Genomic DNA, 23,439 nt, shown 5'->3' on the forward strand with positions numbered 1-23,439 from the left:
CAATGGAAATAGCATTATTAACAGATGTTGGTCAGAAACGGACAAATAATCAGGACTATGTCAATCACTTTGTCAACCGAGCAGGACGCACTATGATCATCTTGGCTGACGGGATGGGAGGACACCGTGCAGGAAATATCGCTAGTGAGATGGCGGTAACAGACCTTGGTGTGGCTTGGGTGGATACCCAAATTGACTCAGTCAATGAAGTTCGTGAGTGGTTTGCCCATTACCTGGAGATTGAAAATCAAAAAATTCATCAACTAGGTCAGGACGAAGCCTACAGAGGCATGGGAACAACGCTAGAAGCTGTTGCTTTTATTGACAACCAAGCCATCTATGCTCATATTGGAGATTCTCGTATCGGTTTGATTCGTGGAGAAGAATACCACCAGTTGACGAGTGACCATTCCTTGGTTAATGAATTGCTCAAGGCTGGTCAATTGACTCCAGAAGAAGCAGAAACTCACCCTCAAAAGAATATCATCACCCAGTCTATCGGACAAAAAGATGAAATCCAGCCAGATTTTGGGATGATTACACTGGAGTCAGGAGATTATCTCTTGCTCAATAGTGATGGTTTGACCAATATGATTTCGGCAAGCGAGATTTATGATATCGTAACCAGCGATATTTCCCTAGCAGACAAGGCGGCAACCCTCATTCGTTTCGCTAACAATGCAGGAGGTTTAGACAACATTACGGTTGCCCTTGTTTACATGAACGAGGAGGCAGCAGAATGATCCAAATCGGCAAGATTTTTGCCGGGCGGTATCGGATTGTCAAGCAGATTGGTCGAGGAGGCATGGCAGATGTATACTTGGCCAAGGATTTGATCCTAGACGGGGAAGAAGTGGCAGTGAAGGTCCTGAGGACCAACTACCAGACGGACCCGATTGCTGTGGCACGTTTCCAGCGGGAAGCGAGAGCCATGGCGGATCTGGACCATCCTCATATCGTTCGGATAACAGATATTGGTGAGGAAGACGGTCAACAGTACCTGGCTATGGAATACGTAGCAGGCCTTGACCTCAAGCGTTATATCAAAGAACACTATCCTCTTTCAAATGAAGAAGCGGTTCGGATTATGGGGCAAATCCTCTTGGCCATGCGCTTAGCCCATACTCGAGGAATCGTTCACCGGGATTTGAAACCTCAAAATATCCTCTTGACACCTGACGGCACAGCTAAGGTCACGGACTTTGGGATTGCCGTAGCCTTTGCGGAGACTAGTCTGACCCAGACAAACTCAATGTTAGGCTCTGTTCATTATTTGTCACCTGAGCAAGCGCGTGGTTCTAAAGCTACTTTCCAGAGCGATATCTATGCGATGGGGATTATCTTCTATGAAATGCTGACGGGACATATCCCTTATGATGGGGATAGCGCGGTGACCATCGCCCTCCAGCATTTCCAGAAGCCACTTCCGTCCGTCATAGCTGAAAACCCATCTGTCCCTCAGGCTTTAGAAAATGTTGTCATCAAGGCAACTGCTAAGAAGCTGTCAGATCGTTATCAGTCTGTTTCAGAAATGTATGTGGACTTGTCAACTAGCTTGTCTTATAATCGTCGCAATGAACCGAAGCTGGTCTTTGACGATGCGAGTAAGGCAGACACTAAGACTTTACCTAAAGTCCCACAAAGTACACTGACATCGATTCCTAAAGCTCCGGCGCAAGAAGAACGCCCTCAGCCAAAGAAACCAACTCAACCAGTGGCAGAACCGGCTCCAGCGCCAAAACCAGCCAAGAAACGGAAGTTTAAGGCTCGCTATATGATTCTTTTGGCCAGTCTTCTATTGGTTGCAGCCTCTTTGGTTTGGATTTTGTCAAGGACACCAGCAACGATTGCTATTCCTGACGTAGCTGGACAAACCGTTGCAGAGGCTAAGGAAGCTCTTAAAAAATCCAAGTTTGAAGCCGGTGAAGAAAAGTCAGAGGCCAGCGATACCGTAGCAGAAGGACGTGTTATTCGAACGGATCCAGAAGCTGGTAGCGGCCGAAAAGAAGGAACCAAGGTCAATTTGATTGTTTCTTCTGGTAAGCAATCCTTCCAATTGAGCAATTATGTCGGACGTAAGTATACGGAAGTTGTAGCTGAACTCAAGGAGAAGAAGGTTCCTGAAAATCTAATCAAGATGGAAGAGGAAGAATCCAGCGAAAGCGAACCTGGAACCGTCCTCAGACAGACCCCTGCATCGGGTTCGACTTATGATCTCTCAAAAGCTACTACGATTACCTTAACAGTGGCTAAGAAGGTGACTAGTGTCAGCATGCCGAACTACATTGGTTCAAGTCTCGAGTTTACAAAGAATAACTTGACTCAGATTGTCGGTGTGAAGGAAGCAAATATTGAGGTTGTAGAAGTATCGACTGCTCCTGAAGGAACGGCAGAAGGAACTGTTGTAAGTCAAACGCCAAGAGCAGGAGAACAGGTTGATCTTGCAAGTACGCGTATCAAACTTTCTATCTACAAACCAAAAACACCACCATCAACTTCATCCTCTAATCCTGCCCAACGTGGAAACCAGGGTTCTACAACCACTCCAAACCAGGGGAACCAACAAGGAAATCAACAAGGGAACACTCCTTCTAGCAGTTCATCCAATAGTGAAGGAACTCACGAAAGTTCTCGAGATTAAACGAATCTTTGTCATGATTTTATGACAAAGATTTTTTTTCACAAGATTTTGTGATAAAATATAGGAAGTAGAAAAAAGGAGGAGAAAATGGACGAATCGAGAGAGTTGAATGCCGTCATTGATGTGATTATGCTAGCAGGAACCATTCTCCTGAAAAGTGGCTCAGAGATTCATCGGGTTGAGGATACTATGATCCGTATTGCCCATTCGCAGGGAATAATGGATTGCAATGTTCTTGCCATGCCCGCAGCTATTTTCTTTTCTATCGAAAACACCAATATTTCTCGGATGAAACGGGTGACCTCATCCTCTTATAATATTGAAAAAGTTTGCGATGTCAACCAAGTATCACGGGAGCTTGTCGGAGGGCAGATTGATCTCTCGACAGCCTTTAAAAAGCTGAAAGAAATCGGCAATCAAGCCCTTCCTTATACCAAGTTCCAAGTAACCGTAGCAGCGACCCTCAGTGCCCCTTTCTTCTCGATTATGTTTGGGGGCAATGTCTATGACGCTTTTGGCGCAGCTATTGCGACCTTATTTGGATTTGCCTTCTCTCTCTACGTAGAGAAGTTTGTCCGCATTCCTTTTGTAACGGCCTTTGCGGGTGCCTTTGTTTTCGGATTGATCGCCCAGTTCTGGGCCCGCTATACAGGATTTCCTTCGACGGCAGACCTGATTATAGCAGGAGCGGTCATGCCCTTTGTTCCAGGGATTGCTCTGACAAATGCGGTACGGGATATCATGACCAACCATATCAACTCTGGTATGAGCAAGATGTTTGAATCTTTGCTCATTACCCTCGCTTTAGGGGCTGGCACCTCTGTCGCCCTGGTTTTGATGACATAAGATGACTCTAACAAGTATTTTGCTCCAAGCAGTGGCGAGTTTACTCGCCATTATCACCTTTCTAATCGTACTGAATGTTCAACGCTCCATGCTCCTACCTGGTGGTATTTTGGGAATGGGCGTTTGGCTCCTCTATCTCGTGCTCAAAGAACCAACCAATGTTATTGTCGCGACCTTTATCGCAGCAGTAATTGGCTCTTGCATCAGCCAGATTTTAAGTATTGTCTATAAGACACCAGCGGTAGTTTTTGTCTTGGCCATTCTTGCTCCCTTGGTGCCGGGTTATTTATCCTATCGAACGACAGCTTTCTTTGTGACAGGCGATTACAGCCATGCTATTGCCAGCGCGACTTTGGTGGTTATGTTAGCTCTTGTTATTTCTATTGGAATGGCAAGTGGAACGGTAATTCTAAAGCTTTATTACTACATCCGAAAACAACGAGGAATCTCTTCCTAATGCAGTCAAAGCAAAGACTTGATTTGTTGAATCAAGTCTTTTTTCTCTCTTTTGTCCCTATTTGTGATAAAATAGAATGAAACGATTTTTTACAATGAATGAAAAAACAGAGGTAAATATGACAATCGGTATTGATAAGATTGGTTTTGCGACCAGTCAATATGTCTTGAAATTACAAGACTTAGCAGAAGCGAGGGGAGTTGATCCCGAAAAATTTAGCAAGGGACTCTTGTTAAATGAAATTAGTATTGCGCCACTGACTGAGGACATTGTTACCTTGGCAGCTAGTGCAAGCAACTCTATCCTCACAGACAAAGAAAAAGAAGAAATCGATATGGTCATCGTGGCGACCGAGTCAGGAATTGACCAGAGTAAGGCGGCAGCAGTCTTTGTTCATGGTCTGTTAGGCATTCAGCCTTTCGCCCGTAGCTTTGAAATCAAAGAAGCCTGCTATGGAGCAACAGCTGCCCTCCATTATGCTAAATTGCATGTGGAAAATTCTCCAGAGTCTAAGGTTTTGGTCATCGCTAGTGATATTGCCAAGTATGGTGTGGGAACTCCAGGCGAACCAACTCAGGGTGCTGGAAGTGTAGCGATGCTAATCACTCAAAATCCACGCATCATGGCCTTTAACAATGATAATGTTGCCCAAACGAGAGACATCATGGATTTCTGGCGTCCGAACTACTCAAGCACTCCTTATGTAAACGGCATGTACTCGACCCAACAGTACCTTGATTGCCTGACAACGACTTGGGATGAGTATAAGAAACGCTACGATTGGACTATGGATGACTTTGCGGCTATCTGCTTCCACTTGCCTTATCCTAAGTTGGCCCTAAAAGGCTTGCGCAAGATGATGGACAAGAACTTATCTCAAGAAAAACAGGATAGTTTGCAAGAAAACTTTGATAAGTCCATCCTCTATAGTCAGATGATTGGGAATATCTACACGGGTTCCCTCTTCCTCGGTCTCCTTTCTCTTTTGGAAAATGCAGAGACTTTGAAGGCTGGCGATAAAATTGCCCTCTACAGTTACGGAAGTGGAGCTGTTTCAGAGTTCTTTAGTGGAGAACTGGTAGAAGGTTATGAAACTTACCTTGATAAGGATCGCTTGAGCAAACTCAAACAACGTACAGCATTGTCAGTTGTAGACTATGAAAAAGTCTTCTTCGAAGACTTGCAGTTGGATGAGTCTGGCTCAGCTCAATTTGCAGGTTATGAACATCAAGACTATGCCTTGGTGGAGATTGTCGACCACCAACGCCGTTATAGCAAGGTTGAAAAATAATGAAGATAAGTTGGAATGGATTTTCTAAAAAATCATACCAAGAGCGCCTGGAGTTGTTGCGAGCTCAGGCGCTCCTTAGTCCTGAAAAGCAAACCAGTCTGGAGCAGGATGAACAAATCAGCTTGGCAGTTGCAGATCAGCTGAGTGAGAATGTGGTAGGAACTTTTTCTCTGCCTTATTCCATCATTCCAGAGCTTTTGGTGAACGGTCAGGACTACACAGTTCCCTATGTGACAGAAGAACCGTCTGTGGTTGCTGCATCCAGCTATGCCAGCAAAATCATCAAGCGAGCAGGCGGCTTTACTGCTCAAGTACATGAGCGCCAGATGATCGGTCAGGTAGCCCTTTATCAAGTTGCTGATCCTGAACAAGCGCAAGAAAAGATTGCCAGCAAGAAAGCGGAGCTCTTGGAACTTGCCAATCAAGCCTATCCTTCTATCGTCAAACGTGGTGGCGGCGCGCGTGATTTGCATGTAGAGCAGATCAAAGGTGAAACAGACTTTCTCGTTGTCTATCTCCATGTCGATACCCAGGAAGCTATGGGAGCCAATATGCTCAACACCATGCTGGAATCCTTGAAGCCAGTCTTAGAAGAACTCAGTCAAGGACAAAGCCTTATGGGAATTTTGTCCAACTACGCGACCGATTCTCTGGTGACTGCGAGTTGTCGCATCGCCTTTCGCTACTTGAGTCCCCAAAGGGATCAAGGACGAGAAATTGCTGAGAAAATAGCCTTGGCTAGTCAGTTTGCGCAGGCAGATCCTTACCGAGCGGCTACTCACAATAAAGGGATTTTTAATGGTATCGATGCCATTTTGATTGCCACTGGTAATGACTGGCGTGCCATCGAAGCTGGGGCCCATGCCTTTGCCAGTCGAGATGGACACTATCAAGGTCTCAGTCGATGGAGTCTAGATAGGGACACAGAAGAATTGGTCGGCCAGATGACCCTACCTATGCCTGTAGCGACCAAGGGTGGCTCTATCGGACTCAACCCTCGTGTAGCCCTCAGTCATGAACTACTAGGAAATCCTTCAGCCAAGGAATTAGCTCAGATTATCGTGTCCATCGGTCTTGCCCAAAACTTTGCGGCTCTCAAAGCCTTGGTCAGTACGGGCATCCAGCAAGGCCACATGAAATTGCAGGCCAAATCCCTAGCTCTCCTAGCAGGTGCTAGTGAGTCCGAGGTTGCTCCCCTCGTTGAGCGACTCATCGCAGATAAAACCTTTAACTTAGAGACAGCCCAGCGCTATCTAGAAAACTTAAGATCATAAAAAAACTCAGACGAATTCGTCTGAGTTTTCTTGTGTTTATACTCAATGAAAATCAAAAAGCAAACTAGGAAGCTAGCCGTAAGCTGCTCAAAACACTGTTTTGAGGTTGTAGATGGACGCTGACGTGATTTAAAGAGATTTTCGAAGAGTATTAAATACTTTTTCCAGGTAATAGGGTGACTGGTAAGAAGTAACCAGTTGTCGCGACTTCCTTGCCTTCGATCTTCTGCAAGAGAAGATCAACAGTGAGTTGGGCAATCTCTTCCAAGGGTTGCTTGATGGTCGCCAGTTGAGGGTAGTAGTTTTCGATAAAGTAAGTCCCATCATAGCCGATGACTTTGAGCTCTTCAGGAACAGAGATTCCCAGTTCCTGAGCTATTTTGATAACCAAGATGGCTGTCAGATCATCTGAAGCAAAGATAGCATCTGGTTTCTGATGAGTCAAGATATTCTTGATTTCCATTTCCTTTCTGACGGGAGAAAAGTCACTCGAAACATTGATAATAGGCGCTTTTGGGAGTACAGAGGCAAAACCAGCATGACGCAGTCCAGTAGGCGAATTGGAATTGTCATTCCCTGTAATCATGATAATAGACTGGGCACCTGTCTTGACCAAGGTTTGGGCAGCGAGAACCCCGCCACCGTAGTTGTCAGAGGAGACAACAGGAATGTCTGGAGACAAGTTTCGGTCAAAGGAAATGATTGGCGCTGTTACACGATTGTAGTCTTCAATTCCCAAGTTATGACTACCAGAAATGATACCGTCGACCTGATTGGCCTCTAGCATTTCGATGTACTCCCGTTCCTTCTTAGAGTCGTGCTCGCTGTTACAGATGATGGTCTTGTATCCATTTTTAAAGAGTTGGTGTTCCAACTTATCAATCAATTCTGCATAGAAAACATTGGAAATATTTGGGAAAATTAAGCCAATCAACTTAGCTGATTTTCCTTGGAGGCTACGAGCTAAATTGTTGGGCTTATAGCCCAATTCTCTCATGGCTTCATTGACCTTGAGAATGGTTTTTTCAGACAGATAACCTTTTTTATTGATAACCCGAGAAACGGTAGTAGGGCTGACACCAGCAAGTTTTGCGACATCAGTTAGTTTTGCGACCATAATCTAATTCATAGTAGGTTCCGGTTGGGTTTCCAGATTTGATCAGGATACCATTTTGATCGGCATTCGGAAAGACGCGACCAGAAAATACTTTTTCTCCTTTATTGATAAAAATTTCAAAAACAGAATTGTCGATGAAGATGTTAGCAGTAGTAGTTTGCTTGTCGATTGGGCAAGAACGAGTGCTTCCAAATTCTTGGGAGTACTGTTCACCAGCCTGACTACGATCCACTGTCACCTGTCCATTGACAAGATCAAAGTTGATTGAAAGCCCCTTGCCTTCTTTATCAGCGAGCAAGACAATCTCGCTTTGGCTATTGGCCTCCAAGTTGAGCTCGAGTTCATAGGTGTTATTGGTTTGAGTGCGATTTAAGAAGGCCTCTTCAGAAGAACGAAGTTCTTTGACGGCTGCGACCGGATATTGGTAGAGTTTGCCATCTTTGATAGTGAGTTCTTTGACCAATGAGAAGGTTCCTTGGTGGTCAAAACGGTCAGATGGGTAAGAAACATCTGGTAACCCAAGCCAACTTACTGCTAGTGCACGTCCATCTGGAGCGTTGAAGGCTTGAGTCGCATAGGCTTCGAAACCATAGTCTAGATTATGAAGTTGAGACACATCTACCATTTTGGCATTTTCAGGATCAAAGGATGCCCCTATTTTGTACATGTTTGGGTAGATATTGTCATAGTCTAGAACTTGTTTATCCAATCCTTGTGGACAGTAGAGAAGGACAGGTTGCTCCCCTACAAAGACTAGATTTGGGCATTCCATCATGTAGGCAGTGCGGTCGTTAGCAAAGTTAAGGTCGCCAACTGCTTGCCAGTTTGTATAATCATTGTCCACAGCCTTGTAGAGACGGACGAAGCCTTTTTTCTCCAAGTCCTGTCCACCGACGATAGCATAATATTGACCCTTGAAGTTAAAAATTTGCGGGTCGCGGAAGTGGTCTGTAGAGTCTGCTGGCTGGTCAATCAAGATCTTGTCAATCTTTGTAATCTTGCCATCCTTATCCATCAAAGCCCCAATCTGGTAAGGGTGACGGATCCAGTTTTCATCACGGACATTTCCAGTATAAAATAGGAACAACTGATCGCCGAACTGCATGGCAGAACCAGAGTAGGCACCGTGGCTATCCAATGGAGTATCTGGTAAAATTTTGACTCCAGTTTCTGTAAAGTGCACTAAATCATCACTTTCAAGCTGCACCCAAGACTTCAACCCATGGGCTGCACCGAAGGGGAAGTTTTGGTAAAAGAGAATCCATTTGCCATCAAAATAAGAAAAGCCATTTGGATCATTGAGAAGGCCCATTTTAGGCTCGACATGGTAACGAGTATGCCAAGGAGATTGAGCCATCTTTTCCTTGATTTGTTTGATTTCATCATTAGACCAGTCTTCATAGCGTCTGTAACGGCGCTCGGTTGTCCATTCCATTTTATCTTTCCTCCATAAGTTCTATTCTATTATTAATAGTAAACGTTTTCGGCAAAAAAAGCAAGTCTTTTATGTTAAAAAAAAGAAAAATATGTCAAACGATTGCCAGGAATCAAGTGAAGGAAATCTGGCAAATTTTCACGAAAAAATGAAAGAAAATGTAAATAAAAGCCTTATCTCCTCAAGTATAAAGATATTTTTTTGAGGAAAAAGAGAATATCCCTCAAAAACGAGCAAAAATAATCAGAGAAAAAAGAAAGGGAATAAAAAATTCTGCAAAACGCTTGACATATTTTAGAAACATGATAAAATAATAGTCGTAGGGCGAATAAAATCGCTTTCAAACAAGAACAAAATTTTATAAGGAGATTTTTGCAAATGAACAATCAGGATATTGCAAAAAAGGTCATCGAAGCCCTTGGCGGACGTGAAAATGTCAACAGTGTTGCCCACTGTGCGACTCGTCTACGTGTCATGGTCAAAGATGAAGGGAAAATCAATAAGGAAGTGATTGAGAACTTGGATAAAGTTCAAGGAGCTTTCTTTAACTCAGGCCAATACCAAATCATCTTTGGTACTGGTACAGTAAACAAGATGTACGACGAAGTGGTTGCACTTGGTTTGCCAACCTCTTCTAAAGAAGAAATGAAAGCAGAAGCTGCCAAACAAGGAAATTGGTTCCAACGTGCTATCCGTACTTTCGGTGACGTATTCGTACCAATCATTCCAGTTATCGTAGCAACTGGTCTCTTCATGGGTGTTCGTGGTCTCTTGACTGCTCTTGGGATGACACTTCCAGAAGATGTGACAACTTACACTCAAATCTTGACTGATACAGCCTTTATTATCTTGCCAGGATTGGTTGTTTGGTCAACCTTCCGTGTATTCGGTGGTAACCCAGCCGTTGGTATCGTCCTTGGTATGATGCTCGTATCTGACTCACTTCCAAATGCCTGGGCTGTTGCTTCTGGTGGTGAAGTAACTGCAATGCAGTTCTTCGGATTTATCCCAGTTGTAGGTTTGCAAGGTTCAGTTCTTCCAGCCTTCATCATCGGGGTTGTCGGAGCTAAATTTGAAAAAGCTGTTCGTAAAGTTGTTCCAGATGTACTTGACCTCTTGGTAACACCGTTCGTAACACTCCTTGTAATGTCAATCCTTGGATTGTTTGTTATCGGACCAGTCTTCCACGTTGTTGAAAGTTACATCCTCATTGGAACAAAAGCTATTCTTAACTTGCCATTCGGACTTGGTGGTTTCTTGATTGGTGGAGTTCACCAATTAATCGTCGTATCAGGTGTTCATCACATCTTCAACTTGCTTGAAGTTCAATTGCTTGCTGCTGACCATGCTAACCCATTCAACGCTATCATCACAGCTGCCATGACTGCTCAAGGTGCTGCGACAGTAGCCGTTGGTGTGAAAACTAAAAATCCTAAACTTAAAACACTTGCTTTCCCAGCTGCTCTTTCTGCCTTCCTAGGTATTACTGAGCCTGCTATCTTCGGGGTTAACTTGCGTTTCCGTAAACCATTCTTCCTTTCATTGATTGCTGGTGCAATCGGTGGTGGATTGGCATCTATCCTTGGACTTGCTGGTACTGGTAATGGTATCACAGTCATCCCTGGTACAATGCTTTACATTGGTAACGGACAACTTCTACAATACCTTCTTATGGTAGCTGTATCATTTGTACTTGGTTTTGCTCTTACTTACATGTTTGGTTACGAAGATGAAGTAGAAGAAGTTTCAGGAGCAATTTCTGAAGCTGAAACTGACCGTTTAACAGAAGAAGCAGTAACTGGTACTGTGGTTTCACCTAGCGAAGGTGTTATCCAAACACCAATCGTTGGTGACGTTGTTGCTCTTTCAAATGTGAATGACCCAGTATTCTCAAGTGGAGCTATGGGACAAGGTATCGCCGTGAAACCTAGCCAAGATGTTGTTTATGCACCAGCTGATGCTGAAGTAACAATCGTCTTCCCAACTGGCCATGCTTATGGATTGAGAACAGCTAACGGTGCTGAAATCTTAATTCACGTTGGTATCGACACTGTTTCAATGAACGGTGAAGGCTTCAACCATAAAGTTGCCCAAGGTGACAAGGTTAAAGCTGGAGATGTTCTTGGAACATTTGACTCAGCTAAGATTGCTGCTGCAGGTCTTGATAACACAACTATGGTTATCGTAACAAACACTGCAGACTTTGCTTCAGTAAATCCAGTTGCTTCTGGATCAGTTGCTAAGGGTGACGCAATCATCGAAGTTAAAGCTTAATAAAACAAAAAAACGAACAAATGTCATGTTTGTTCGTTTTTGCTTGAATGGTAAAATTTACAGAGGAAAATCTAAAATATTGAGCAATTTTCAGTCTGGAAATATGCTATAATAAAGAAAATAAATACAAGAGGTTAATCATGACAAAACTATACGGAAGCTTGGAAGCGGGCGGTACAAAATTTGTCTGTGCTGTCGGAGATGAAAACTATAACGTTGTAGAAAAGGTACAATTTCCTACAACAACACCTATTGAAACAATCGATAAAACCATCGAGTTCTTCTCAAAATTTGACAATCTTGCAGGACTTGCCATTGGTTCATTTGGTCCAATCGATATCGATAAAAACTCAAAAACTTATGGATTTATCACAACAACTCCAAAACCTAACTGGGGAAATGTCGACTTGCTTGGTGCTCTTCGTCGCGCTCTAAACGTGCCTATGTATTTTACGACAGACGTAAACAGTTCTGCATACGGTGAAGTGGTTGCTCGTAATAATGCCGGCGGTCGTATCGAAAACTTGGTTTATTACACAATCGGTACAGGTATCGGTGCAGGTGTTATCCAACGTGGCGAGTTTATTGGCGGTGTTGGTCACCCTGAGATGGGTCATTATTATGTGGCTAGACACCCAATGGATATTGAAAAAGAATTTAATGGTGTTTGTCCTTTCCATAATGGATGTTTGGAAGGTTATGCAGCTGGTCCAAGTTTGGAAGCTCGTACAGGTGTTCGTGGGGAAAACATTGAACTCAACAACTCTGTCTGGGATGTTCAAGCCTACTATATCGCTCAGGCTGCGGTCAATGCTACTGTGACTTTCCGCCCAGACGTCATCGTCTTTGGTGGTGGGGTTATGGCCCAACAACACATGCTGGACCGTGTACGTGAGAAATTCACTGCTCTTCTAAATGGTTACCTACCAGTACCAGACGTGCGTGACTATATCGTGACTCCAGCAGTCGCAGGCAATGGTTCTGCCACACTTGGGAACTTTGTCCTTGCTAAGAGTGTCGCAAAATAAAACAAAGAAAATATCCGCTTGGGCAACCAAACGGATGTTTTGTTTGAAGACAATTTTTTTGAGCCTTTCCTTAAGTGATTATGGACGGTAGCGACTTTCTTCGAAATTCCATATCGAAACTTTGAGCCTACTGTCTCAAAGTTTCCCAACACCTGAAACCATGAGATTTCAGGTCTTTCTATCACGGCGGAAAGGCTAGGTTAGTCCTCGATTCACTATCGAAAAGTTGGCATGATTTCCATACCAAAGTATATTTAGTATCAGGCTATTTTCTATTCTCAAAACATCTGCCAGAAGAAATCAATGATATAGGTCAAACCATAAGTATAAACCACTAGAGTAAAGGGCTTGGTCAGAATGATGATAATCATATAGCGTTTGAAGGTCATCTTGGTCAGGGCAGCCAGCATACAGAGAAAGTCAGCTGGACTGACAGGCCAGATCATCATAAAGATAAAGAACCGCTCGAAACGATTGCCCTTATCTAGCCAACCGATATACTTGTCATAGGTGCGCTTGCTGACGACCGACTGAACAAAGGCAGCTCCATAGAGACGCACCAGGTAAAAGATAATAGCACAGCCAATCACGATACCGATATAGTTATAGATGGTTCCGATGATGTGGCCGTAAATAAAGACCCCAGCCACTGAGGTCAAAGCTCCTGGAATAATCGGAACAACGGTTTGTAGGATCTGTAAAAAGATAAAGAGTGGAGGCCCCCAAACCCCAGCTTGCTGGATAAAGGCCGATAGGGTTTCCTTTGACTGTAACACTCCTGCCTGATAGGCCCAAATACAGAAAATCAAGGTGCCGACTCCCCCGACGATAGATGAGATATTGATGACTTGCTGTAGAAGGGGAGAAACAGCTTTCATTTGCTTATCCTGTGACATGTAAACTCCTCATAGATAGTATGATTCTACTATACCATATTTTGTGGAGAAAAACTATCTGGATTATCTGGCTGGAGAAATAAGTGTGGTAAAATGAGAATAAGAAAATGACGGTATAGAATGAGGAGTATCATGTTAGGTTTAAACTTTGAAGGAAGCTGGCGCCAATATCAAAAACAGGTCTTGGATCGTTTTCAGGACTATCAAGCAGACGGTCATGTTCATCTAGTGGCTGCTCCAGGGTCTGGAAAGACAACCATTGGTATCGAGCTAATCGCTCGTTTTGGCAACCCAGCCCTTGTTTTAGTTCCGACTGTCACCATTCGCGAACAATGGGTAGATAGGATCCAAACTGCTTTTCTAGAGGATGGTCAGAGGCTTTCAGACCTCGTTTCCCAAAACTTAAAGGAGATGAAGGCATTAACGATTGTGACCTATCAGGCTTTTCATAGTGCCATGAACCAACTTCAATCACAAGAAGATGGAGAAGCAGAGGATTTTGTGGGGTTTGATTTGCTTGCAAGCCTAAGAGCTCAGAAAGTTGCGACTCTTTGTTTGGACGAATGCCACCACCTGCGCAATGAATGGTGGAAAAGTCTGGAAGCCTTTCGCAAGCAGTATGGACCGCTGAAACTCATCTCCTTGACAGCGACACCACCTTATGACAGCGATCCTGAACTCTGGGAACGCTATATCCGTATGTGTGGGGAAATCGACCAAGAAATCACGGTACCCGAATTAGTCAAGGAAGACACTCTTTGCCCTCATCAGGATTTTGTCTATATGTGTTCACCAACAGCTGAAGAGGCGGAACGTCTCAAACGGTTTGAGGAGACTAAGTGGGACTATATTCACCACCTTATAGTTGATCCTGATTTTCAAACATTTGTAGCAGGGTCTAAGGTCCTCAAAGGGGATATTTCATCTGATTTGCTCTTAGAAGATCCCAAGTATTTGTCCGCTATGTTGATTTATATGCATTCTCAGGGGTTAACGATTCCTCCCTCTTTGCAAAATTTACTGGGAACCCAGAAGCTTCCAGCATTGACCTCCTACTGGCTGGAGACACTGTTGCAGAGCATGCTCTATCAGACACCAGATTGGTATGAGGATCTAGATGGATATAGGAAAAAGTTAGAGGCTGACTTGAAGGCTCGTGGGTTGGTGGAAAAACGTCAGGTTTATCTGGTTAAGTCTAAGGTTTCTGATCAGCTTTTAACTCAATCTCTGGGGAAATTGTCTGCCATCGCTGATATCTTCTGGACAGAGTATGAGAGTCTAGGTCAGGAACTGAGACAGTTAGTACTAGCTGACTATATTCGCAAGGATTTTGCTACCTATCTGGGAGATAATCAGGCAACCATTTCTCAGTTGGGGGTTCTCCCTTATTTTGAAAGCATTCGTCGGAAAGCTCAGGAGCAAGAGATACCTGTGTCTTTGGCTGTCTTGTCAGGTAGTGTCGTTATTTTGCCTACCGATGTGGCAGCAGAGTTGAAGGAACTCTTGCCTCAGGTTCCTCTTAGTTTCTCATCTATTGGTCACTTAGATCAAAAAGATTATGTGCAGGTTGGTTTTCCAAGCTCAGCTAAGGGAATCGTAGCGGCAGTGACGGAGCTTTTTCAACGAGGGCGGATTCAAGTCCTAGTAGGAACCAAATCTCTCCTCGGAGAGGGTTGGGATGCTCCTTGTGTTAATTCCCTAATCCTCGGAAGCTTTGTGGGGAGCTTTATGCTAAGTAACCAGATGCGTGGCCGTGCCATTCGTATTTGGCCGTGCCATCCAGAAAAGACCAGTAACATCTGGCATCTGGTAGCCGTTCAAGCGCAAGCACTTATCACTCTTCCTGGTGAGGAGCCTAGACCAGAGAGCAATCAGGATCTGCAGACCTTGTCGCGACGGATGGAGCATTTTCTTGGCTTGGCCTATAATCAGGAGAGTATTGAGACCGGTTTGGATCGTTTGGATTTTCCAAAGCCCCCCTTTAGGAAAAAGCAAATCAGCGAGTATAATGAGCGAGTTAAGAGTCTCTCCAAGGATCGAGCAGGCTTGCGCAAAAAATGGCAAGATGCTCTCGTAGTGGCAGATCGATTTGAGATTGTCACTGAAGTCGCTGCTCAACAACAGAAGATTCCAATCATGCTCCAGTTTGATGCATTAAAATGGGTTCGCATGTCTTTGTTGCTCCTAGCAGTGGATTTATTGCTCTTGTTGTTTAGATTGAGACTGATTAGAGTTTGGTGGCTTACGGCAGCCTGTCTCCTCTTTTTGGTCTTTGCATCTTGGCGCTACCTCCGTTATAAAAGTCCCTATAAACGCTTGCAGTCTCTGGGGGAGCAAATCCGAAAGGCTCTGCTAGATTCAGGGCATCTAACAGATGATCAATCCCGTGTTCAGGTAGAAGAGGACAAGGAAAATTATATGGTTTTTGCCTATCTCAAAGGAGGAAGCATGAGGGACAAGGAGCTGTTTGCTCAGACTGTGGGAGAGTTCTTTGCTCCAGTGGACAATCAGCGCTATCTCTTGAAGGCAGAGAAAGTCCGACAAGGTCAGTCACCTTACTATGTCGTGCCAAGTCTTTTTGACAAGCGCAAGGAAGAAGCACAGAAATTCCTCGACTTTCTGAGACCAACTATCGGACGTTATCACCTTGTCTATACACGAACAGAGGCCGGGCGGAAAATCCTTCTCGAAGCTCGTATCAAAGCTCTCTCCAATAAAAATGACCGTACCTTGACTAAGAAGAAGGTTAAAAGTCGATTCGAGTAGGGTAGGTAGCTATTCGAAGTTTCGAAGATATGAATTTCCTAAAGTTTACAGGTATTCTAAACTTAGAATAGCAAGAAGTACATAAATTTATGAGTATTCTAAGCTTCGAATAGTCTATCTGAGAAAGTTTTGAGGTCTTCTAGCTTTCGAATAGCCATCTTTCCTAAAGTTTAGATGTATTCTAAAGTTAGTAAAGTTAAAATCTAAAAATAGTAAGAGTCTCTATTTGACAGACGGATATGTTTCCAGTCAGATAGGGATTTTTAATACTCTTCAAAAATCCAATTCAAACCACGTCAGCGTCGCCTTGCTGTGGGTATGGTTACTGACTTCGTCAGTTCTATCTACAACCTCAAAGCCGTGCTTTGAGCAACCTGCGGCTAGCTTCCTAGTTTGCTCTTTGATTTTCATTGAGTATTATTTTAAAATGACTGATTTATCCAGTAAAAGTAAGAAATAGACTGAAAAAGTGCAGTTGGGATGATAAAGTAGACAGTTGAGCGGATGAGTGTCCTAAGTTCTTTGCTATTTGTTAGAATTGTCTTATCAACTTAAAGGAGAAATCTGATGAAGAAAGATAAAGAAAATAAGGAGAGTATCCTATCGGACCTTCCTCTATGGGGACTCCTATTTTTGGTCTGTGTATTGCTTCAAGTCTATGTAAGAAAGGATAGACCTTTGATTCAACCTCCTAGACAAGGAAGCATTGTAAAAACAGATCAAAAACAGGTCTATCTTCCAGAACTAATCCAGTCTTTATTTGATAAAGAAAAAACTAAATGATTCGTTAAATAGAAAGGTTATCATCATGACAAAAACATTTACCATCCGCCCCCTAAGCTATACCAACTTTACCAACCGTGAGTTTGAAAGTCTCATGGTAGATACGGGTCAACTACTAGAAGTTTTTGCCAAGGCACATAAGGACGAGCCTATGTATAGCAAGCATCTTGATTCCTTCAAGAGCAAGCTAGCAGACTTCCAAGGCCAACTCGCTATCGTAGAAAAGAAAGAGGCGACGAATCTGACCGAAGTCGATCGCAATCGTGACAGTGCCCTAGTCGGTCTCTTTACTCTTCATAGAGGCTTTGCTAAGATCAAGGAGACCAAACTCAAAGAAGCTCATGAGACTTTGAAACCAGTCTTTGCCAAGTACAAGGATATCACCAAGCACAGCAATGATGTGGAAACGGCAGAAATCAAGAGTCTGCTCAAAACGCTTAGTGAGGAACCCTACCAGACAGCAGTTACCAGTCTAGGCTTGACCCCTATGCTGACGGCGGTGATTAGTGCGCAGGAGGAATATGATAAGGTGGAAAGTCAGGCGCGTGCGCATAAGTCTGCTAAGGAAGTCGGTAAGACCAGACAAGTCCGTACGGAACTAACCAGCATCTACGACCTCTTTATGCGCTACACCGCAGCCAGCGCAGAAGCCTATCCTGAAAAAGAGCACCTGACCCAACTCCTTAAAGACCTCAATACAATCCGAGACAGTAAACGACGATTGACTGGTTCAAGTAAGAAGGATAAAAAAGTAAAAGTAGAAGAAGCTACACAAGTGGCAGGATAAAGACAACCCCTTAGAAGCAGGTTTCTAAGGGGTGTTTTGTATATAAAAGCTTTATATACTGAGTTAGAATTGATATAATGGTAGGTGTTAGAAGAAAAATTCAAATAATAAACAGTAATAATGAGATAGAAAAAGGGAGATTGTTGATGGAAAAAGAGTATAGGTTCCGTTCACTTACATCGAATAAAAATGTAGAAATTCAACTAGTCACATTACAAGCTTTGGAGTATGTTATAAGTGATGAATCAGAACCAACAAATGTCGCAATTACAGGGAACTATGGAGCTGGTAAAAGCAGTGTCATTGAGAGTTTTGAGAAGCGTTTGCAAAATAACAGCTCTCCCAAAATAGGAATTAAAGAAGTAATTGAGTTTTTTAAGAAATTTTTACATGATTGTCAATCAGAAAAAATAGGAATAAGAAGATTGATTGAGCTTCTAAAAAAAACTAAAAATAAAAAGTTTATCCATATTTCTCTTGCTCAGTATGATGAGACTATAAAAAATGAAGAAAAAGGACTTAATAACCGTCAAATAAATACAATTGAGGGAAAGATTATCAATCAATTACTCCATCAGATTGAACCTAACTCGATTAGAAAATCAATTTTTAAAACTCTTGATGCAGAGTCACAAATTCATCCTTGGAGGAATACGGCTTATTTATTTTCTTTATTGCTGCTGTTTCTGTATTCTTTTAATTTTAACACATGGGTTAATTTGATCAAGGAAGTCTCTTGGCTTTCTTGGACGACTGATGTAACTTCTAGATTATTAGCGCTCGCTATCATATTTGCGTTATTGCTATATGGAATTTTTTATTTATTAAAGCTACAAAGAGATATTGGATTCATTAAACACCTATCGCTAAAATCAGATAAAATAGAGACGGATATAGAAGTTTTTTCAAATGAGAATAGCAAAGTATCTTATTTTGATAGGTATTTGGATGACGTAATATATCTGTTTAAACAATCTAAGGCAGATGTCATAGTTTTTGAAGATATTGAGCGTTTCAATGATTCAAGAATCTTTGAAAAAATTAAGGAATTAAATATTGTTATTAATAGAAAAAGAGAAGTATGTAAAGAACCTAAACTGGTTTTCTTCTATCTTGTTAAAGATGATTTATTTGAGTCACAAGAACGAACGAAATTTTTTGATTTTATTATTCCAATAGTGCCTGTTGTAACGGCTTCAAATTCCTATGATAAGCTATCAGAAATATTAAATGATATGAAAATTTGTGAGGAATTGGATGAAAAGTTTTTATTTAATATCTCACTATACCTTGATGATATGCGTCTGATAAATAATATTTGTAATGAGTATTTGACCTATAAAGAAGTATTGAGTACTTTGAAATTAAATCCTGAGAAAGTATTTTCGATGATAGTGTATAAAAATATTTTCCCTAAAGACTTTTCGCTTTTACAAAAAAATCAAGGATATTTATTTGAACTATTGAACTCAAAAGAAATAGCATTAAAAAATAGTAGGGAGAAATTAAATAGTAAGATAAAAGAATTGGAGAAAAAGATAGAGAAGGCAGAGGAAGAACAATTAAACGATGAGCTTGAATTATATGGAACTATTTTGAAAGTACCACCTGGTAGAAAAGTAATTAAAGTAAATAGTAAATCTGAATCAGATTTTTCATCACGTTCGGATTACATAAAAGCGTTACTGGCAGATGATAGTGAAATTTGGACCTTTGAAGATTATAGTGACGCAGAGAATAATCAATATAAACGAAATACGGGTATTGAGTCTATATTTCCAGATAAAAATACTCCAGAATTCCAAGAACGTTTAGAGAATATTAGGAATAAGAAGCTCATAGAAAAATTGGAAAAAGAAATTAAGAAACTGAACGATGAGCTTGGGAAACTAGATAGTTATAGGTTATCAGATGTTTACCAATATGCTACAGATATTGATGATTTTAAAAGTGATTTTACCGAAGAAATAAGAAAGAATCCTCAATCCTCAATAATTTCTTTCCTAATTAGAAATGCTTATATTGATGAGAGCTATCAAGATTATTTGAATCATTTCTATGAAAATACTATAACGGTAGAAGAAAAAGAATATTTAAGAAATGTTGTTTCTGGACGTGATGGTAATTATGATATTTCTTTAACCAATACAAATGAAATAGTTAATCGCTTGTCGATTAAAGATTATAGATATAGTTATGTGCTAAATTATAATTTATTTGACTATTTACTAAATTCCAGAAAAGAAAATGATAATGAGTGTTTAGCTCAAGTATTTAAACAAGAGGATGTTTTGGATTTCTTAATCAACTTTTACAATACATTAGATAGAGCTACATCAGGTCAAGGTGTAATTTATAAAAAAGAGACTATTAAATTATTTTTTAAGAAATGGTTGGAGCACAATGTTAGTCTTTTTAACGAGTATTTAGAAATTAAAAATGGAGGATATGCTGCTCCAAATAAAAATAGTCTAATACTATCATTGATGAATTTAGTTGATTTGAGTGACATTCCTGAAAAAACAAAAGTATTGATTTCAGGATATATAAATGATAATCAAGAGCTTCTTTCTCCAAATATGAGTTATGAAATTCAGCAGTTTACAAAAAATTTATCAAATATTGAGATGAAAGTTAGAGAATATTCACAGCGTATTTATGAATCCTTATTAGATGAAAAAAAACTTACAGATTATAAAGAAATAATGAATTATATCTATCGGAATGATTTATATTCGATTTCTGAGAATAATTTGAAATTTTTTATAAAATGGAATTTGGGAAAAAGATATACTAATTATGAATATACTCACAAGAATTTTGAACTTATTAGTAAAAATATTGAATTGAAATCACTGTTGGACTACTGTTTAGATTCGGAAGATAATTTGTTACAATACGTCAATGTTTATATAAAAATATCAAACGGGAAAATGGATGATGATTCTTCTTATATTGAACACTTACTTAAACATGATATTTTATATAGAGTTGAGGATTACGAAGATGGGGAGATTACACCTGCCGTAAGTATATTCAATAATATTCCAAACTTCTCCATTAAATATACTGTAGAGAAGTTTCAAGGATTATCTAATGATATAAAACTGATAGAAAATCTTGTGCTGCTTAAAAAAGGGCAAGTTAATTCTGAGATTGTTTGTTCCTACTTTACTTTATTTAGGAATATTGATGAATATCTGGTTCCTTTTATTAATCAAGATCCCAATTTTGTATTGAACCGAGAAATTTTTGTACAACTTGATGAGGAAGTACAGGAAGATTTTTTTGTTCAAATTGTATCTGAAGATAATCTGAACTTAACTATATATAGAACAATGCTTACATCAATGCAATGGCATTACGAAAACTTTGATGTAACGGGGCTTTCAGATGATAGATTGGAAGTTTTGATAGATTTGAATGTTATAAAATTTAATGCTAATAATCTTAAGTTCATCAGAGAAAAATATCCATCAATGAAAAATTATTTCATTTCAAGGAATATTGAAAAGTATCTTGAGATTGAAGAAGACGTTCATGATGAAACGGAACTCAATGATTTGTTGCAATATGAGGAAATAGATGATTCCTACAAGCTACAAATAATAGATTCTCTGGATTATGTAAGCATAAAAAATAAGCAATTTTCTCTTGAACTTGTTGCTCATATCCTTGATTCTAAATTTGATATAGATGATTTAAGTTATATAATTAGTTCCAATTATTATGACAATGCAGATGAATCTATCAAAATTAAGATAAGACAGCTAGCTAAAGAAAACTGGGATGACTTGATTAGATTAGATAGTGAAGAAATTAGTATTCAGTTATGCCGAGAGTTATTGGCTATGGACGATATTGAATCTTCAGATCGTACAAGTCTGCTCAAGGATAATTTACTATCTAATCCTGAAATCTCAACACATAGGTTAGCTTTGTTAGGGGAATATCTAGATCTATTTGAACTGTGGGAGATAATGGATTTTTTGGGAGATTCTGATGTATATAACGAATGGGAAAAAGCTTTTGAAAAATTAAATAGGAACGAAAAAGGAAACAATGTTGTCACGGTTAAGAAAAACAATTTCAACGAAAAGATGAGAAGTTATCTTTTATCTAAGGGCTTGATTAGCAGTTCGTCCATTCAACCTCTAGGAATTCGGTTGAATGGTTTTAGAGACGGTGAGATTAAGTACTGGTGAGGAAGAAGAAGTCGAGCCGCTGACAGACATCGTCAGCAAGATTAACGAGACAAATAAAGCAATCGAAAGACAAACAGCTGCATTACTTGAAATGCTCGGTCAACTCCACGGAACCACACCAGAAGCCGATGCCGAGCTCAAAGAGTTTTTGAAACACTTTAAAGGGTGATGGAGCCAATTGATTCGCTCATATTCCGCTGATAATTCGCTCATTTTTAGGATACAACTTTGTTTCCATATTTCCTGGAAACGGATAGAAAGTAAGGAGAAAGATGGAACAAACTAATCAAAAATCCCAGTGCCAACAACTCTGGGCTAGAAACAAATACCTCGTTTTGAGCCATTCCAGCAATATTTACAATGAGATTCGCCAATACTTGAAGAATGAAGAGGTGGAGGTGAGTCAGGTTCAAGAGATGATTGACCGTGCCTGTCAAATCCCAGAACACAGGGGTCAGGTTTGCAATGCCTTTCAGCATATTTGGGGCTATTTCAAAAAGAAAGCGACAGATGTTGAATGCAAAGACTACATGCTCTTGCTGGATCGCTACCGCTTTGGTCAGGCTTCTAAGGAAGACTTAATCGCTAAGACGAGAGAGTTGCTGGATCGCTATCCCAATACCTATTTGCAACATTCGACTTTACTGAAAGGAGACTCTCATGAGACTTTGGCATGAGGCTTTGATTTCACAACTTCCCCGTCCGCAGCTTTTGGGGCAACATCGAGAGTGCTGTGCTCTTCGTGGCAATGGCTGGGGCAGAAAGCATGCGACGGTGGACTATGTCTTTACCCACTCGCCTTATCGTCTCTATGCCTATCATCGCTTGATCATGGAGGAGATGGCAATCCGTGGCTACAATGTCAGTCCAGAGTGGCTGGATAAGAACTACCGTGGCAAGACCTGCCCTTCTTATCAAGACTTAGCAGAGGAGAAACTAGGCAAGACCATCTATAGTGAACATGATGCAGAATACTATGAGGAGTGTTTAGCTAATCTCCGAGAGAAAGGCATTGAGCTGGAGTAAGAGTCAGGATTAGCTCCATATTATAACTCTTCTCGTAATTTTTTTGAATAATAAATATGAGACCTTTAGAATGATTCTAAGGTCTTCTTTTTAAGAGTATTAGGATTTACTTTTAATAACTTTTAAGTTATAATTTGTTTCAAAAGCCAAGCGTGAACTGAAGGACATAAAAGAAAGAGGGTTAAGTGATGAAGAATAGTGCTATTGGAAGTAATTGGAAGGATATCCGATCTGAACTCTTTACCAAGGAGGAAATCCTTGAAAGTGATATGCGAGTGGATATCATGAGTGAGTTGATTGAGGCTAGACATGAGCAAGGTATCAGTCAGAAAAAGCTAGAGGAACTCAGTGGAGTAAGCCAGCCTGTTATAGCTAGGATGGAGACAGGAAAGACCAGTCCTCAGTTGGATACGGTCTTAAAAGTTTTAGCAAGTTTAGGAAAGACACTAGCAGTCGTTCCACTTGAACAGGAAAAAGGTTGATAGAGAAGAGATTACTTGGTTGGCTAAAATCATCCACAGAACAATTTTACCTCCCGTCCGCACTTTTTCAGGGAAATATCAGAATTACAAAAGAAAACCAACCTATAGTCTTTTCTAATAGCAAGCCATAG

General features: G+C 40.9%; 18 protein-coding genes and 1 pseudogene. 16 read left to right on the forward strand and 3 right to left on the reverse strand.

What is annotated here, in order from left to right:
• Positions 1-2: 2 nt before the first annotated feature.
• From P8P68_RS09285 to P8P68_RS09310, 6 genes are all read left to right on the forward strand, one after another.
• Positions 3-743: a Stp1/IreP family PP2C-type Ser/Thr phosphatase gene (locus P8P68_RS09285; RefSeq protein WP_000401527.1), complete on the forward strand. Its 741-nt coding sequence runs from the start codon at positions 3-5 to the stop codon at positions 741-743.
• Complete coding sequence (gene pknB, locus P8P68_RS09290; RefSeq protein WP_278275926.1) at positions 740-2,641, forward strand: Stk1 family PASTA domain-containing Ser/Thr kinase; 1,902 nt, start codon at positions 740-742, stop codon at positions 2,639-2,641. Before P8P68_RS09285 ends, pknB begins: the two co-directional genes overlap by 4 nt.
• Positions 2,642-2,728: 87 nt before the next feature.
• Positions 2,729-3,487, forward strand: coding sequence for a threonine/serine exporter family protein (locus P8P68_RS09295; RefSeq protein WP_000344542.1), 759 nt, complete (start codon positions 2,729-2,731; stop codon positions 3,485-3,487).
• Position 3,488: 1 nt separating this feature from the next.
• Positions 3,489-3,944, forward strand: coding sequence for a threonine/serine exporter family protein (locus P8P68_RS09300; protein ID WP_044021233.1), 456 nt, complete (start codon positions 3,489-3,491; stop codon positions 3,942-3,944).
• Positions 3,945-4,062: 118 nt separating this feature from the next.
• Entirely contained in the window at positions 4,063-5,235 is a 1,173-nt protein-coding gene (locus P8P68_RS09305; RefSeq protein WP_278276311.1) for a hydroxymethylglutaryl-CoA synthase, read from the forward strand.
• The gene (locus tag P8P68_RS09310; RefSeq protein ID WP_278275927.1) at positions 5,235-6,509 is read left to right on the forward strand and encodes a hydroxymethylglutaryl-CoA reductase, degradative; all 1,275 of its coding nucleotides are present in this window, start codon (positions 5,235-5,237) and stop codon (positions 6,507-6,509) included. Before P8P68_RS09305 ends, P8P68_RS09310 begins: the two co-directional genes overlap by 1 nt.
• A gap of 151 nt (positions 6,510-6,660) precedes the next feature.
• On the opposite strand, the gene P8P68_RS09315 is transcribed toward P8P68_RS09310, so the two are convergent.
• Both P8P68_RS09315 and P8P68_RS09320 read right to left on the reverse strand, forming a co-directional pair.
• Entirely contained in the window at positions 6,661-7,626 is a 966-nt protein-coding gene (locus P8P68_RS09315; RefSeq protein ID WP_000225979.1) for a LacI family DNA-binding transcriptional regulator, read from the reverse strand.
• Positions 7,607-9,061, reverse strand: coding sequence for a sucrose-6-phosphate hydrolase (locus P8P68_RS09320; protein WP_278275928.1), 1,455 nt, complete (start codon positions 9,059-9,061; stop codon positions 7,607-7,609). Before P8P68_RS09320 ends, P8P68_RS09315 begins: the two co-directional genes overlap by 20 nt.
• A gap of 378 nt (positions 9,062-9,439) precedes the next feature.
• On the opposite strand from P8P68_RS09320, the gene P8P68_RS09325 reads away from it, so the two are divergent.
• Entirely contained in the window at positions 9,440-11,335 is a 1,896-nt protein-coding gene (locus tag P8P68_RS09325) for a sucrose-specific PTS transporter subunit IIBC (RefSeq protein WP_254727740.1), read from the forward strand.
• A gap of 140 nt (positions 11,336-11,475) precedes the next feature.
• Positions 11,476-12,363, forward strand: a complete 888-nt coding sequence (gene scrK / locus P8P68_RS09330) for a fructokinase ScrK (RefSeq protein ID WP_049484304.1) — start codon at positions 11,476-11,478, stop codon at positions 12,361-12,363.
• Positions 12,364-12,641: 278 nt separating this feature from the next.
• Here the strand turns inward: scrK and P8P68_RS09335 are convergent, their stop codons facing one another.
• The gene (locus tag P8P68_RS09335) at positions 12,642-13,259 is read right to left on the reverse strand and encodes a TVP38/TMEM64 family protein (protein WP_000076176.1); all 618 of its coding nucleotides are present in this window, start codon (positions 13,257-13,259) and stop codon (positions 12,642-12,644) included.
• 132 nt (positions 13,260-13,391) lie between these two features.
• Between P8P68_RS09335 and P8P68_RS09340 the strand changes: the two genes are divergently transcribed.
• From P8P68_RS09340 to P8P68_RS09375, 8 genes and pseudogenes are all read left to right on the forward strand, one after another.
• Positions 13,392-16,025: a DEAD/DEAH box helicase family protein gene (locus tag P8P68_RS09340; protein WP_278275929.1), complete on the forward strand. Its 2,634-nt coding sequence runs from the start codon at positions 13,392-13,394 to the stop codon at positions 16,023-16,025.
• A 567-nt stretch (positions 16,026-16,592) separates the two neighbouring features.
• On the forward strand, positions 16,593-16,808 hold the full coding sequence (locus tag P8P68_RS09345; RefSeq protein WP_278275930.1) for a hypothetical protein: 216 nt from the start codon (positions 16,593-16,595) through the stop codon (positions 16,806-16,808).
• A gap of 25 nt (positions 16,809-16,833) precedes the next feature.
• The gene (locus tag P8P68_RS09350; RefSeq protein ID WP_278275931.1) at positions 16,834-17,595 is read left to right on the forward strand and encodes a DUF6261 family protein; all 762 of its coding nucleotides are present in this window, start codon (positions 16,834-16,836) and stop codon (positions 17,593-17,595) included.
• A 146-nt stretch (positions 17,596-17,741) separates the two neighbouring features.
• Complete coding sequence (locus tag P8P68_RS09355; RefSeq protein WP_347566595.1) at positions 17,742-21,800, forward strand: hypothetical protein; 4,059 nt, start codon at positions 17,742-17,744, stop codon at positions 21,798-21,800.
• A pseudogene (locus tag P8P68_RS09360) lies at positions 21,799-21,969 on the forward strand (type I restriction-modification system subunit M); the annotation flags it as partial. The gene P8P68_RS09355 and the pseudogene P8P68_RS09360, both read left to right, overlap by 2 nt.
• A gap of 103 nt (positions 21,970-22,072) precedes the next feature.
• Positions 22,073-22,477: a YbgA family protein gene (locus P8P68_RS09365; RefSeq protein ID WP_278275933.1), complete on the forward strand. Its 405-nt coding sequence runs from the start codon at positions 22,073-22,075 to the stop codon at positions 22,475-22,477.
• Positions 22,461-22,826 carry a TIGR02328 family protein gene (locus P8P68_RS09370; RefSeq protein ID WP_001241800.1) on the forward strand — a complete coding sequence of 122 codons (366 nt, stop codon included), beginning with the start codon at positions 22,461-22,463 and terminating at the stop codon, positions 22,824-22,826. The genes P8P68_RS09365 and P8P68_RS09370 overlap by 17 nt, the downstream gene beginning before the upstream one ends.
• A 188-nt stretch (positions 22,827-23,014) precedes the next feature.
• Positions 23,015-23,308, forward strand: a complete 294-nt coding sequence (locus P8P68_RS09375; RefSeq protein WP_000797739.1) for a helix-turn-helix transcriptional regulator — start codon at positions 23,015-23,017, stop codon at positions 23,306-23,308.
• Positions 23,309-23,439: the final 131 nt, after the last annotated feature.

Origin of the sequence: Streptococcus sp. D7B5, assembly GCF_029691405.1 — a bacterium.
Lineage (GTDB): Bacteria > Bacillota > Bacilli > Lactobacillales > Streptococcaceae > Streptococcus.